General features: G+C 56.7%; 13 protein-coding genes. All 13 read left to right on the top strand.

Annotation, left to right across the window (positions count from 1 at the left end):
* Positions 1-63: 63 nt before the first annotated feature.
* The 13 genes from mnmE to atpD all read left to right on the top strand — a co-directional run bounded on the left by mnmE (position 64) and on the right by atpD (position 12,991).
* The gene (mnmE, locus tag AAEO81_RS00815; RefSeq protein ID WP_341964662.1) at positions 64-1,434 is read left to right on the top strand and encodes a tRNA uridine-5-carboxymethylaminomethyl(34) synthesis GTPase MnmE; all 1,371 of its coding nucleotides are present in this window, start codon (positions 64-66) and stop codon (positions 1,432-1,434) included.
* 526 nt (positions 1,435-1,960) lie between these two features.
* Positions 1,961-3,859 carry a tRNA uridine-5-carboxymethylaminomethyl(34) synthesis enzyme MnmG gene (gene mnmG, locus AAEO81_RS00810; RefSeq protein ID WP_341961072.1) on the top strand — a complete coding sequence of 633 codons (1,899 nt, stop codon included), beginning with the start codon at positions 1,961-1,963 and terminating at the stop codon, positions 3,857-3,859.
* Positions 3,860-3,864: 5 nt separating this feature from the next.
* Entirely contained in the window at positions 3,865-4,500 is a 636-nt protein-coding gene (gene rsmG, locus AAEO81_RS00805; RefSeq protein WP_341964661.1) for a 16S rRNA (guanine(527)-N(7))-methyltransferase RsmG, read from the top strand.
* 18 nt (positions 4,501-4,518) lie between these two features.
* Positions 4,519-5,316, top strand: a complete 798-nt coding sequence (locus AAEO81_RS00800) for a ParA family protein (protein WP_166593939.1) — start codon at positions 4,519-4,521, stop codon at positions 5,314-5,316.
* Between the two features lie 9 nt (positions 5,317-5,325).
* Positions 5,326-6,198, top strand: coding sequence for a ParB/RepB/Spo0J family partition protein (locus AAEO81_RS00795; RefSeq protein ID WP_166593940.1), 873 nt, complete (start codon positions 5,326-5,328; stop codon positions 6,196-6,198).
* 146 nt (positions 6,199-6,344) lie between these two features.
* Positions 6,345-6,752, top strand: coding sequence for a F0F1 ATP synthase subunit I (locus tag AAEO81_RS00790; protein ID WP_341961070.1), 408 nt, complete (start codon positions 6,345-6,347; stop codon positions 6,750-6,752).
* A 16-nt stretch (positions 6,753-6,768) separates the two neighbouring features.
* Positions 6,769-7,638 carry a F0F1 ATP synthase subunit A gene (atpB, locus tag AAEO81_RS00785; protein WP_081564624.1) on the top strand — a complete coding sequence of 290 codons (870 nt, stop codon included), beginning with the start codon at positions 6,769-6,771 and terminating at the stop codon, positions 7,636-7,638.
* Between the two features lie 136 nt (positions 7,639-7,774).
* The gene (atpE, locus tag AAEO81_RS00780) at positions 7,775-8,032 is read left to right on the top strand and encodes a F0F1 ATP synthase subunit C (RefSeq protein WP_002555987.1); all 258 of its coding nucleotides are present in this window, start codon (positions 7,775-7,777) and stop codon (positions 8,030-8,032) included.
* A 57-nt stretch (positions 8,033-8,089) separates the two neighbouring features.
* Positions 8,090-8,560, top strand: a complete 471-nt coding sequence (locus AAEO81_RS00775) for a F0F1 ATP synthase subunit B (RefSeq protein ID WP_166593942.1) — start codon at positions 8,090-8,092, stop codon at positions 8,558-8,560.
* Between the two features lie 12 nt (positions 8,561-8,572).
* Complete coding sequence (locus AAEO81_RS00770; RefSeq protein ID WP_166593943.1) at positions 8,573-9,109, top strand: F0F1 ATP synthase subunit delta; 537 nt, start codon at positions 8,573-8,575, stop codon at positions 9,107-9,109.
* A gap of 21 nt (positions 9,110-9,130) precedes the next feature.
* Positions 9,131-10,675, top strand: coding sequence for a F0F1 ATP synthase subunit alpha (gene atpA, locus AAEO81_RS00765; protein ID WP_108236322.1), 1,545 nt, complete (start codon positions 9,131-9,133; stop codon positions 10,673-10,675).
* A 50-nt stretch (positions 10,676-10,725) separates the two neighbouring features.
* A complete protein-coding gene (gene atpG, locus AAEO81_RS00760) occupies positions 10,726-11,586 on the top strand; it encodes a F0F1 ATP synthase subunit gamma (protein WP_110951681.1) in 861 nt (286 codons plus the stop codon).
* Positions 11,587-11,614: 28 nt separating this feature from the next.
* Positions 11,615-12,991: a F0F1 ATP synthase subunit beta gene (atpD, locus tag AAEO81_RS00755; RefSeq protein ID WP_341961042.1), complete on the top strand. Its 1,377-nt coding sequence runs from the start codon at positions 11,615-11,617 to the stop codon at positions 12,989-12,991.
* The last annotated feature ends 43 nt before the right edge of the window (positions 12,992-13,034 follow it).

Raw genomic sequence — 13,034 nt, 5'->3', positions numbered from 1 at the left:
AGTAATGCAGAACGCCCCCTCGTGGGGCGTTTTGCTATCCGTCAGTTATTCAGGAGCCGGACCATGAACGTCCCTCGTGAAACCATCGCCGCCATTGCCACTGCTCAAGGTCGAGGCGGCGTTGGGATTGTGCGTATCTCCGGCCCGTTGGCGAGTGCCGCAGCGCAAGCCATCACTGGCAAGCAACTGCAGCCACGGCACGCCCATTACGGCCCATTTCAAGATGAACACGGTCAGATCATCGATGAAGGCATCGCGCTGTATTTCCAGGGTCCGAACTCCTTCACCGGCGAAGATGTGCTGGAACTGCAAGGCCACGGTGGCCCAATCGTGCTCGATATGCTGCTGCAGCGCTGTGTACAACTCGGTAGTCGCCTGGCCCGCCCGGGAGAATTCAGCGAACGTGCATTTCTCAACGACAAACTCGACCTCGCTCAAGCCGAGGCCATTGCTGACCTGATCGAAGCGAGTTCTGCACAAGCGGCCCGAAATGCGCTGCGTTCGTTACAAGGTGCATTTTCCCAACGTGTGCATAGCCTTACAGAGAAGCTCATCAAGCTGCGTATCTACGTTGAAGCCGCGATCGACTTCCCCGAAGAAGAGATCGACTTCCTTGCGGATGGCCATGTGCTCAGCATGCTTGATGACGTTCGCGAACAGTTGTCCACAGTGCAGCGTGAGGCCAATCAAGGCGCGCTGCTACGCGATGGTATGACTGTGGTAATCGCTGGCCGTCCGAACGCTGGAAAATCCAGCCTGCTGAATGCGCTGGCTGGTCGTGAGGCTGCAATCGTTACAGAGGTCGCAGGCACCACGCGAGATGTGCTTCGGGAACATATCCACATTGATGGGATGCCACTTCACGTCGTTGACACTGCGGGGCTCCGCGATACCGACGACCAAGTAGAGAGGATAGGTGTCGAACGAGCATTGAAAGCGATTGGTGAGGCCGATCGCATCTTGCTCGTGGTTGATGCCACTGCGCCTGAGGCCGTGAACCCGTTCGCCCTGTGGCCAGAATTTCTTGATGAACGCCCTGATCCTGCCAACGTCACATTGATCCGGAACAAAACCGATATCAGCGGAGACATCGTAGGGCTACAGATGAGCGCCGACGGCCACGTCACCATCAACCTGAGTGCCAAGGCTGGCGGAGACGGCCTGGAGCTGCTGCGCGAGCACCTGAAAGCCTGCATGGGTTATCAACAGACCTCTGAAAGCAGCTTCAGCGCCCGTCGGCGTCATCTGGAAGCGCTGCACAAGGCCAGCGCCTCCCTCGAACACGGTCGTTCACAGCTGACACTGGCGGGCGCCGGTGAGTTGCTGGCTGAAGATTTGCGACTGGCACAGCAGTTCCTGAACGAGATTACAGGCGCGTTCAGCTCAGATGATCTGCTGGGACGCATCTTTTCCAGCTTCTGCATCGGTAAATAACGCCTTCGCTTGTCCACAGGCGGACCCTTTTTCCGCGGTCTGCCTGTTTTTTCTCCCCCACATTCCTTCCATCCGTGCCGTTCAGGTCGTCGGATCGCCGTCGTGCGGCTCCTTTTTAACCGCGATAGCACTGTGAGATGCGAGATGAGCCCTGTGCATAACCGACATCCAGCTCAGTTGATAAGTAGGCCTTTGACCTGAGGATAATCCCTCCTGTGGGTAACAGACCATTTAATCCACAGGCTTAAACGGGTTATCCAACGCGCTCATTGGTACCTGATCACAGAGTTATGATCATCTGTACAGCAAGTAGAATGTGGGCTGTATGAATCTATCCACAGAAAGGTGGTCCTCTAAACATAAACATAAAAACAAAGCTTTTATAAATTTCTCTTCTTTTTATTTTTCTATCTGCCATTCATCCACAGCTGGTTAAATTTTGTGCAAAAGGTTCCTTTCAGGGGGGCGAAGTCCCTATACTTGCCGCCAATTTCCTATTCCCCCATTAACAGGCACGAGGTGCGTGGTGGATTTCCCTTCCCGTTTTGAAGTGATCGTCATCGGCGGCGGTCATGCCGGTACCGAGGCAGCACTGGCGTCTGCTCGCATGGGTGCGAAAACCCTGCTGCTCACGCACAACGTGGAAACCCTCGGCCAAATGAGTTGCAACCCCGCTATTGGCGGCATTGGTAAAAGCCATCTGGTCAAAGAGATCGATGCGCTTGGCGGCGCAATGGCTACCGCCACTGATCTGGGCGGTATTCAATTTCGCGTTTTGAACAGTCGCAAAGGCCCAGCGGTGCGTGCGACACGTGCCCAGGCAGATCGCATCCTCTACAAGGCTGCCATCCGCGAGATCATTGAAAACCAGCCGAACCTGTGGATATTCCAGCAATCCTGCGACGACCTTATCGTCGAGCAAGATCAGGTGCGCGGTGTAGTCACACAGATGGGCCTGCGTTTCATGGCAGATTCCGTCGTGTTGACTACCGGAACCTTCCTCGGTGGACTTATCCACATTGGATTGCAGAACTACTCAGGCGGTCGCGCCGGCGACCCTCCGTCAATCGCGTTGGCGAGGCGTCTTCGAGAATTGCCCTTACGCGTTGGCCGCTTGAAAACAGGTACGCCGCCTCGCATCGATGGTCGGTCTGTTGATTTCTCCGTGATGACCGAGCAGCCGGGAGACACGCCGATTCCGGTGATGTCGTTCTTGGGTTCGAAGGAACAGCATCCTCGCCAGGTCAGTTGCTGGATTACACACACCAACGCACGCACCCACGAAATCATCGCGGCCAACCTTGATCGCTCGCCGATGTATTCCGCTGCCGGTGAGATCGAAGGCGTCGGTCCTCGCTACTGCCCGTCGATTGAAGACAAGATTCACCGCTTTGCGGACAAGGAAAGCCATCAGGTCTTTATTGAGCCTGAGGGGTTGACGACCCACGAGCTGTATCCGAACGGTATTTCGACGTCTTTGCCTTTTGACGTGCAATTGCAGATCGTGCGATCGATTCGCGGGATGGAAAATGCCCACATCGTGCGCCCCGGATACGCCATCGAGTACGACTACTTCGATCCGCGGGACCTGAAATACAGTCTGGAAACCAAGGTGATTGGTGGTCTGTTCTTCGCGGGCCAGATCAACGGCACTACCGGTTACGAAGAAGCCGGTGCGCAAGGTTTGCTCGCCGGCGCCAACGCTGCGCTGCGGGCCCAAGGCAAAGAAAGCTGGTGCCCTCGCCGCGATGAGGCTTACATCGGCGTGCTTGTGGATGATTTGATCACCCTCGGCACCCAAGAACCGTACCGGATGTTTACTTCCCGCGCCGAATACCGGCTGATCCTGCGGGAAGACAATGCCGATTTGCGCCTGACTGAAAAAGGCCGCGAGCTGGGCTTGGTCGATGATGCACGTTGGGCAGCGTTCTGCGCCAAGCGCGAAGGCATCGAACTGGAAGAACAGCGCCTGAAATCCACCTGGATTAGACCAGGTACGGAACAGGGCGATGCGGTCTCGGCCCACTTCGGTACGCCGCTGACCCACGAATACAATCTGCTGAATCTGCTCAGCCGTCCGGAAGTGGACTACGCAAGTCTTGTAGCCATCACAGGCAATGGATCAATTGATCCACAGGTCGCTGAACAGGTTGAGATCAAGACCAAATACGCGGGATACATCGACCGCCAGCAGGATGAAATTGCACGTCTGCGCGCCAGTGAAGACACCAAGCTTCCAGCGGACATCGACTACACCGGCATTTCCGGGCTTTCGAAAGAAATTCAGAGCAAGCTGGGGATAACTCGTCCAGAGACCCTCGGCCAGGCATCCCGCATTCCGGGCGTTACTCCGGCAGCGATTTCATTGTTGATGATTCATTTGAAAAAACGCGGCGCGGGCCGTCAGTTGGAGCAAAGCGCTTGAGTTCTATGGTCACCCCGCAACATGCAGAAGAATTGACCCTCGGCGCCCGCGAGCTTGGCGTCGAGCTGACCGAAATCCAGCACACGCAGCTGCTGGGTTATCTGGCGCTGTTGATCAAATGGAACAAGGCGTACAACCTGACCGCCGTCCGTGATCCTGATGAAATGGTGTCCCGGCATCTGCTGGACAGTTTGAGCGTGGTGCCTTTCATCGAAGGGAATCGCCAGTTGGACGTCGGCAGCGGCGGAGGCATGCCAGGCATTCCGCTTGCGATCCTGTTTCCGGACATGAAAGTCATGTGCCTTGACAGCAACGGAAAGAAAACCCGGTTCCTTACCCAGGTCAAACTTGAGCTGAAGCTCGACAATCTGGAAGTTATCCACAGCCGCGCAGAAGCCTTCCAGCCAGACGTGCCGTTCACCGGGATCATCTCCCGCGCTTTCAGCAGCCTTGAAGACTTCACGCAGTGGACGCGGCACATGGGCGACACCGAAACACGCTGGCTGGCGATGAAAGGTCTGCATCCTGCGGACGAACTGGTAGCATTGCCCGCAGATTTTCATCTGGAAAGCGCGCAAGCCTTGGCCGTCCCCGGTTGCCAAGGTCAACGGCATCTGCTGATACTGCGCCGCACGGCATGACAGGGAACACACGCAATAATGGCTAAGGTATTCGCGATAGCGAACCAAAAAGGGGGTGTGGGTAAAACCACCACCTGCATCAACCTCGCAGCGTCGCTGGTTGCCACCAAGCGTCGGGTGCTGTTGATCGACCTTGATCCACAGGGCAACGCCACCATGGGCAGCGGTGTGGATAAGCACGCGCTGGAACATTCGGTCTACGATCTGCTGATCGGCGAATGTGATCTGAATCAGGCGATGCATTTTTCCGAGCACGGCGGCTATCAGCTCCTGCCGGCCAACCGTGATCTGACCGCCGCCGAAGTCGTTCTGCTGGAAATGCAGATGAAAGAGTCCCGTTTGCGCACCGCGCTGGGACCGATACGGGAAAACTACGATTACATCCTCATCGACTGCCCACCATCATTGTCGATGCTCACGCTCAACGCACTGGTTGCGGCCGATGGCGTGATCATTCCCATGCAGTGCGAATACTTTGCTTTGGAAGGTCTGAGCGACCTTGTGGATAACATTAAGCGCATCGCCGAGTTGCTGAATCCACAGCTCAAAGTCGAAGGCCTGCTGAGGACGATGTATGACCCGCGTCTCAGCCTGATCAACGACGTTTCCGCGCAGCTGAAGGAACACTTCGGCGATCAGCTTTACGACACGGTGATCCCGCGCAACATCCGTCTGGCAGAAGCGCCGAGCTTCGGCATGCCGGCGCTGGCCTATGACAAGACATCCCGAGGCGCCTTGGCGTACCTGGCCCTGGCCGGCGAAATGGTTCGTCGTCAACGTCGCGGTACGTCACGCGCCGCAGCCCAGCCCACTTAAGGAAATCCCATGGCCGTCAAGAAACGAGGACTCGGACGTGGGTTGGACGCACTTCTGAGCAGTCCTACCGTCAGCGCGCTGGAAGAACAGGCCGTCAAGGCTGATCAGCGTGAGCTGCAACACATTCCACTGGACCTGATTCAGCGCGGCAAGTACCAGCCGCGTCGGGACATGGACCCGCAAGCGCTGGAAGAACTGGCCAACTCGATCAAAGCGCAGGGTGTCATGCAGCCCATCGTGGTGCGGCCGATCGCTGATAACCGCTACGAGATCATTGCCGGTGAACGCCGCTGGCGTGCCAGTCAGCAGGCCGGCGTGGACACCATTCCAGCGATGGTGCGCGATGTGCCGGATGAAGCCGCCATCGCCATGGCGCTCATCGAGAACATTCAGCGTGAAGACCTGAATCCGATCGAAGAGGCTATTGCACTGCAACGTCTGCAGCAGGAATTTCAACTGACCCAGCAGCAGGTGGCCGAGGCTGTGGGCAAGTCGCGCGTCAGCGTTGCCAACCTCCTGCGTCTGATCGCGCTGCCTGAGGTGATCAAGACCATGTTGTCCCATGGTGATCTGGAAATGGGTCATGCCCGTGCATTGTTGGGCTTGCCGGAAGAACGGCAGGTGGACGGGGCGCGACATGTTGTCGCACGCGGTCTTACCGTGCGCCAGACTGAGGCACTTGTGCGCCAGTGGTTGAGTGGTAAACAAGAGCCTGCCGCTCCCGCCAAAGCCGACCCGGATATCACGCGGCTCGAACAGCGTCTGGCCGAGCGGCTAGGCTCTAACGTGCAGATTCGCCATGGGCAGAAGGGAAAAGGCCAGCTTGTGATTCGCTATAACTCGCTCGATGAGTTGCAGGGTGTCCTCGCCCACATTCGCTGAAACAAATAGTCCGTAGCGTGTAGTCGGAAATCACTACCCAGCAGTTGAATAGGGGCTGAACCGCCCCTATACTCTGCGCGCATTTTGTCGGCACAAATTATGCCAAGTTATTGATTTTGGCGGCTGGCATACGAGGAGCCCATGTGATGGAGACACGCACGCCAAACCGCTTGCCATTCCATCGCCTGGCTGTTTTCCCGGTACTGTTGGCTCAATTTATTTTCCTGTTACTGACGGCGGTGACGCTTTGGCAGTGGCATGGAGTCGTAGCTGGGTATTCAGGGCTGTGCGGAGGCCTGATAGCGTGGCTGCCCAATTTGTACTTTGCTCATAAGGCATTTCGGTATTCCGGTGCCAGGGCAGCGCAAGCCATCGTTCGGTCGTTCTATGCCGGCGAGGCGGGCAAACTGATTTTCACGGCAGTGCTTTTTGCACTGACCTTCGCAGGAGTGAAGCCGCTGGCCCCGCTGGCGGTCTTCGGCGTGTTCATACTGACTCAGTTGGTCAGTTGGTTCGCACCCCTGCTAATGAGAACAAGACTTTTGAGACCTTAGGGCGTTTGAGGCAACCATGGCAGAGCAAACAGCTTCGGGCTATATCCAGCACCACTTGCAGAACTTGACCTTCGGTCATTTGCCTGACGGCACTTGGGGCTTCGCGCATTCCGCAGCAGAAGCAAAAGAAATGGGCTTTTGGGCTTTCCACCTCGATACTCTCGGCTGGTCGGTTGCTCTGGGTCTGATTTTCGTCCTGATTTTCCGCATGGCCGCCAAAAAGGCGACTTCTGGTCAACCAGGTGCACTGCAAAACTTCGTTGAAGTCCTGATCGAGTTCGTCGACGGCAGCGTCAAAGACAGCTTCCACGGTCGCAGCGCGGTCATCGCTCCGCTGGCACTGACTATATTCGTCTGGGTATTCCTGATGAACGCGGTCGACCTGGTACCCGTTGACTGGATTCCACAGTTGGCCGTCATGATTTCCGGTGACCACCACATTCCGTTCCGCGCCGTGTCGACCACCGACCCGAACGCCACCATCGGTATGGCGCTGTCGGTCTTCGCACTGATCATTTTCTACAGCATCAAGGTCAAAGGCATCGGCGGTTTCATTGGCGAGCTGACACTTCACCCGTTCGGTAGCAAGAATGTTCTGGTTCAGGCGCTGTTGATTCCTGTGAACTTCCTGCTTGAATTCGTGACGCTGATCGCCAAACCGGTTTCTCTGGCCCTGCGTCTCTTCGGCAACATGTACGCTGGTGAACTGGTGTTCATCCTGATCGCGGTCATGTTCGGCAGCGGCTTGCTCTGGCTGAGCGGTCTGGGCGTGGTTCTGCAGTGGGCGTGGGCTGTATTCCACATCCTGATCATCACCCTGCAAGCGTTCATCTTCATGATGCTGACCATCGTCTACCTGTCGATGGCTCACGAAGATAACCATTAAGACTCGCCTGGCGAGTCTGATGATCCCCTCATTGCGGTGAGGGGGCGCCCGCAAGGGCGGATGTAAAAAACGATTTTGCTTTACCGCTTTAATCTAAAAAAACCTAACCAATACGACGTAAAAGTCGGGAGGAAAGATGGAAACTGTAGTTGGTCTAACTGCTATCGCTGTTGCACTGCTGATCGGCCTGGGCGCACTGGGTACTGCAATCGGTTTCGGCTTGCTGGGCGGTAAATTCCTGGAAGGCGCTGCGCGTCAACCAGAAATGGTTCCAATGCTGCAAGTTAAAATGTTCATCGTGGCTGGCCTGCTCGACGCCGTAACCATGATCGGTGTTGGTATCGCTCTGTTCTTCACTTTTGCGAACCCCTTCGTTGGTCAACTCGCTGGCTAATCGCTCGAATTTTCGAGTTGATTGGTGTGATGGACAACGAACGAGCGAGGTGTTGGCGTGAACATTAATGCAACCCTGATTGGCCAGTCCGTTGCGTTCTTCATTTTTGTGCTGTTCTGCATGAAGTTCGTGTGGCCTCCGGTCATCGCGGCTTTGCACGAACGTCAGAAGAAGATCGCGGATGGACTGGACGCTGCTACACGAGCGGCTCGCGACCTGGAGCTGGCCCAAGATAAAGCGGGTCAGCAACTGCGCGAAGCGAAAGCTCAGGCAGCTGAAATCATTGAGCAAGCCAAGAAACGCGGTAACCAGATTGTCGACGAAGCCCGTGAACAGGCCCGTGTCGATGCTGACCGCATCAAGGCTCAGGCTCAGGCCGAGATCGAGCAGGAACTGAATGGCGTCAAAGACGCGCTGCGCGCCCAACTGGGCAGCCTGGCAGTCAACGGCGCAGAGAAGATCCTGGGTGCCACAATCGATCAAAACGCGCACGCGGAGCTGGTTAACAAACTGGCAGCAGAAATTTAAGCGAGGGCGATCATGGCAGAACTGACCACGTTGGCCCGACCTTACGCTAAGGCAGCCTTCGAGCATGCCCAGGCCCACCAGCAACTGGCCAATTGGTCAGCCATGCTCGGCCTGGCTGCTGCAGTGTCGCAAGACGACACAATGCAGCGCCTGCTCAAGGCCCCGCGACTGACGAGCGCAGACAAGGCCGCCACTTTTATTGAAGTGTGCGGCGACAAGTTCGATGCCAAGGCACAGAATTTCATCCACGTCGTTGCTGAAAACGACCGTCTCCAGCTTCTGCCGGAGATCTCCGAACTGTTCGAGCTATACAAGGCCGAGCAGGAAAAATCGGTAGATGTGGATGTCACCAGTGCTTTCGCATTGAACCAAGAACAGCAAGACAAACTCGCCAAGGTTCTCAGTGCACGGCTCGGCCGGGAAGTGCGCCTGCACGCTGCGGAGGATGCTGCCCTGATAGGTGGTGTCATCATCCGCGCCGGCGACCTGGTTATCGATGGCTCAGTTCGCGGCAAACTCGCGCAACTAGCCGAAGCATTGAAATCTTGAGTTTGAAGGGGCAGCAGAGCAATGCAGCAACTCAATCCTTCCGAAATAAGTGAAATCATCAAGGGCCGCATCGAGAAACTCGATGTAGCCTCCCAAGCCCGAAACGAAGGCACTGTCGTCAGCGTGTCTGACGGTATCGTGCGGATTCACGGTCTGGCCGACGCTATGTACGGCGAAATGATCGAGTTCCCGGGCGGCGTCTACGGTATGGCACTGAACCTGGAGCAAGACTCCGTGGGTGCGGTGGTACTGGGCGCTTACACATCGCTGGCTGAAGGCATGAGTGCCAAGTGCACCGGCCGCATCCTGGAAGTTCCGGTTGGTAAGGAACTGCTGGGTCGCGTTGTCGACGCACTGGGTAACCCGGTCGACGGCAAAGGCCCCCTGAACAACACCGAGACCGATGCGGTCGAGAAGGTTGCTCCGGGCGTTATCTGGCGTAAGTCGGTAGACCAGCCTGTACAGACTGGCTACAAGGCTGTCGATGCCATGATCCCTGTCGGCCGTGGCCAGCGTGAGCTGATCATCGGTGACCGTCAGATCGGTAAAACCGCTCTGGCGATCGACGCGATCATCAACCAGAAAGACAGCGGCATTTTTTGCGTATACGTAGCAGTTGGTCAGAAGCAATCGACCATCGCCAACGTTGTTCGCAAGCTGGAAGAAAACGGCGCTCTGGCCAACACGATCATCGTGGCTGCCAGTGCTTCCGAATCCCCTGCGCTGCAATTCCTGGCTCCGTATGCCGGTTGCACCATGGGCGAATTCTTCCGCGACCGTGGTGAAGACGCGCTGATCGTTTATGACGATCTGTCCAAGCAGGCTGTGGCTTATCGCCAGATCTCCCTGTTGCTGCGTCGTCCACCAGGACGTGAAGCTTATCCAGGCGACGTGTTCTATCTCCACTCCCGTCTGCTGGAGCGCGCATCCCGCGTTTCGGAAGAATACGTAGAGAAGTTCACCAATGGCGCAGTAACCGGCAAAACCGGTTCGCTGACCGCATTGCCGATCATCGAAACCCAGGCTGGCGACGTTTCCGCGTTCGTTCCGACCAACGTGATTTCCATCACCGACGGTCAGATCTTCCTGGAATCGGCCATGTTCAACTCCGGCATCCGTCCGGCAGTGAACGCCGGTGTTTCGGTATCCCGTGTGGGTGGTGCCGCTCAGACCAAGATCATCAAGAAGCTGTCCGGTGGTATCCGTACCGCTCTGGCTCAGTACCGTGAACTGGCGGCATTCGCCCAGTTCGCTTCTGACCTGGACGAAGCGACCCGTAAGCAACTTGAGCATGGTCAGCGCGTTACCGAGCTGATGAAGCAGAAGCAATATGCGCCAATGTCGATCGCTGACATGTCGCTGTCGCTGTATGCCGCTGAGCGTGGGTTCCTGACCGACGTTGAAATCGCCAAAGTCGGCAGCTTCGAACAAGCGCTGATTGCTTACTTCAACCGCGATCACGCCGATTTGATGGCCAAGATCAACGTGAAGGGTGACTTCAATGACGAAATCGATTCTGGCCTGAAAGCCGGTATCGAGAAGTTCAAGGCCACCCAAACCTGGTAAGCCGCAGCGGGAGCCGCGAGGCTCCCGCTTGCTAACCTGATAGGTGTTACATGGCAGGCGCAAAAGAGATTCGCAGCAAGATTGCGAGCATCAAAAGCACGCAAAAGATCACCAGCGCCATGGAAAAAGTGGCGGTCAGCAAAATGCGCAAGGCTCAAATGCGCATGGCTGCTAGCCGTCCTTACGCGGAGCGCATCCGCCAGGTGATTGGTCATCTTGCCAACGCTAACCCGGAATACCGCCACCCGTTCATGATCGACCGTGAAGTCAAGCGCGTCGGTTATATCGTGGTAAGCAGTGACCGTGGTCTGTGTGGTGGCTTGAATACCAACCTGTTCAAGGCTTTGGTCAAGGACATGGCGAAGAACCGTGAAAACGGCGTAGAGATCGATCTGTGCGTGGTCGGCAGCAAAGGTGCGGCGTTTTTCCGCAACTTCGGCGGTAACGTCGTCGCTGCGATCAGCCACTTGGGCGAAGAGCCGTCGATCAACGATTTGATCGGCAGCGTCAAGGTGATGCTGGATGCCTACCTGGAGGGCCGTATTGACCGCCTGTCCGTGGTATCCAACAAGTTCATCAACACCATGACTCAGCAACCAACGGTCGAGCAGTTGATTCCGTTGGTCGCCACCCAGGATCAAGAACTCAAGCACCACTGGGATTACCTGTACGAACCCGACGCCAAAGAGCTGCTGGACGGCTTGATGGTCCGTTACGTGGAGTCGCAGGTTTACCAGGCGGTGGTCGAGAACAACGCAGCTGAACAAGCCGCGCGGATGATCGCGATGAAGAACGCTACTGACAACGCCGGCGACCTGATCAGCGATTTGCAGCTGATCTACAACAAGGCGCGTCAGGCAGCGATCACCCAAGAGATCTCGGAAATCGTCGGCGGCGCTGCCGCGGTTTAACGGTTCAAATATTCAGAGGATCCAGCTAATGAGTAGCGGACGTATCGTTCAAATCATCGGCGCCGTGATCGACGTGGAATTTCCACGCGACAGCGTACCGAGCATCTACAACGCGCTGAAAGTACAAGGCGCGGAAACCACTCTGGAAGTTCAGCAGCAGCTGGGCGACGGCGTGGTTCGTACCATTGCGATGGGTTCTACCGAAGGCTTGAAGCGCGGTCTGGACGTTATCGACAGCGGCGCAGCCATCTCCGTACCGGTTGGTAAAGGTACCCTGGGCCGTATCATGGACGTCCTGGGTAACCCGATCGACGAAGCGGGCCCGATCGACGCCGACGAGCGTTGGGGCATTCACCGCCCAGCGCCTTCGTTCGCTGATCAGGCAGGCGGCAACGACCTGTTGGAAACCGGCATCAAGGTTATCGACCTGGTTTGCCCGTTCGCCAAGGGCGGTAAAGTCGGTCTGTTCGGTGGTGCCGGTGTCGGCAAGACCGTAAACATGATGGAACTGATCCGTAACATCGCCATCGAGCACAGCGGTTATTCCGTGTTCGCTGGTGTGGGTGAGCGTACTCGTGAGGGTAACGACTTCTACCACGAGATGAAGGACTCCAACGTTCTGGACAAAGTAGCCCTGGTATACGGCCAGATGAACGAGCCGCCGGGAAACCGTCTGCGCGTTGCTCTGACCGGCCTGACCATGGCCGAGAAGTTCCGTGACGAAGGTAACGACGTTCTGCTGTTCGTCGACAACATCTACCGTTACACACTGGCCGGTACCGAAGTATCCGCACTGCTGGGCCGTATGCCTTCCGCAGTAGGTTACCAACCGACCTTGGCTGAAGAGATGGGCGTGCTGCAAGAGCGCATCACTTCGACCAAAGAAGGTTCGATCACCTCGATCCAGGCGGTATACGTACCAGCGGACGACTTGACCGACCCGTCGCCAGCGACCACTTTCGCCCACTTAGACGCCACCGTCGTTCTGTCCCGTGACATCGCTTCCCTGGGTATCTACCCGGCGGTTGACCCACTGGACTCGACTTCGCGCCAGCTGGACCCGAACGTTATCGGCCAGGACCATTACGACACCGCTCGCGGCGTCCAGTATGTTCTGCAGCGCTACAAAGAGCTGAAAGACATCATCGCGATCCTGGGTATGGACGAGCTGTCGGAAACCGACAAGCAGTTGGTATCCCGCGCTCGTAAGATTCAGCGCTTCCTGTCGCAGCCGTTCTTCGTGGCTGAAGTCTTCACCGGTGCTTCGGGTAAATACGTTTCCCTGAAAGACACCATTGCTGGCTTCAAAGGCATCCTCGCCGGTGAGTACGACCATCTGCCAGAACAAGCGTTCTACATGGTCGGCGGCATCGAAGAAGCGATCGAGAAAGCCAAGAAACTGTAATCCAGGCGCCCGGCAACGGGCGCTAATCAGGTTGAGGCAAGCA

The sequence above is a fragment of the Pseudomonas sp. RC10 genome, assembly GCF_038397775.1.
Lineage (GTDB): Bacteria > Pseudomonadota > Gammaproteobacteria > Pseudomonadales > Pseudomonadaceae > Aquipseudomonas > Aquipseudomonas bambusae.
This window is presented reverse-complemented; position numbering and strand designations above follow the sequence as displayed.

Excerpts from the sequence above, each read along its gene's own strand:
- atpB (WP_081564624.1), top strand. The coding sequence starts at position 6,769 with ATGGCAGAGCAAACAGCTTCGGGCTATATCCAGCACCACTTGCAGAAC.
- mnmE (WP_341964662.1), top strand. The coding sequence starts at position 64 with ATGAACGTCCCTCGTGAAACCATCGCCGCCATTGCCACTGCTCAAGGT.
- atpD (WP_341961042.1), top strand. The coding sequence starts at position 11,615 with ATGAGTAGCGGACGTATCGTTCAAATCATCGGCGCCGTGATCGACGTG.
- AAEO81_RS00790 (WP_341961070.1), top strand. The coding sequence starts at position 6,345 with ATGGAGACACGCACGCCAAACCGCTTGCCATTCCATCGCCTGGCTGTT.
- atpG (WP_110951681.1), top strand. The coding sequence starts at position 10,726 with ATGGCAGGCGCAAAAGAGATTCGCAGCAAGATTGCGAGCATCAAAAGC.
- AAEO81_RS00795 (WP_166593940.1), top strand. The coding sequence starts at position 5,326 with ATGGCCGTCAAGAAACGAGGACTCGGACGTGGGTTGGACGCACTTCTG.
- AAEO81_RS00770 (WP_166593943.1), top strand. The coding sequence starts at position 8,573 with ATGGCAGAACTGACCACGTTGGCCCGACCTTACGCTAAGGCAGCCTTC.
- AAEO81_RS00800 (WP_166593939.1), top strand. The coding sequence starts at position 4,519 with ATGGCTAAGGTATTCGCGATAGCGAACCAAAAAGGGGGTGTGGGTAAA.
- atpE (WP_002555987.1), top strand. The coding sequence starts at position 7,775 with ATGGAAACTGTAGTTGGTCTAACTGCTATCGCTGTTGCACTGCTGATC.
- atpA (WP_108236322.1), top strand. The coding sequence starts at position 9,131 with ATGCAGCAACTCAATCCTTCCGAAATAAGTGAAATCATCAAGGGCCGC.
- rsmG (WP_341964661.1), top strand. The coding sequence starts at position 3,865 with ATGGTCACCCCGCAACATGCAGAAGAATTGACCCTCGGCGCCCGCGAG.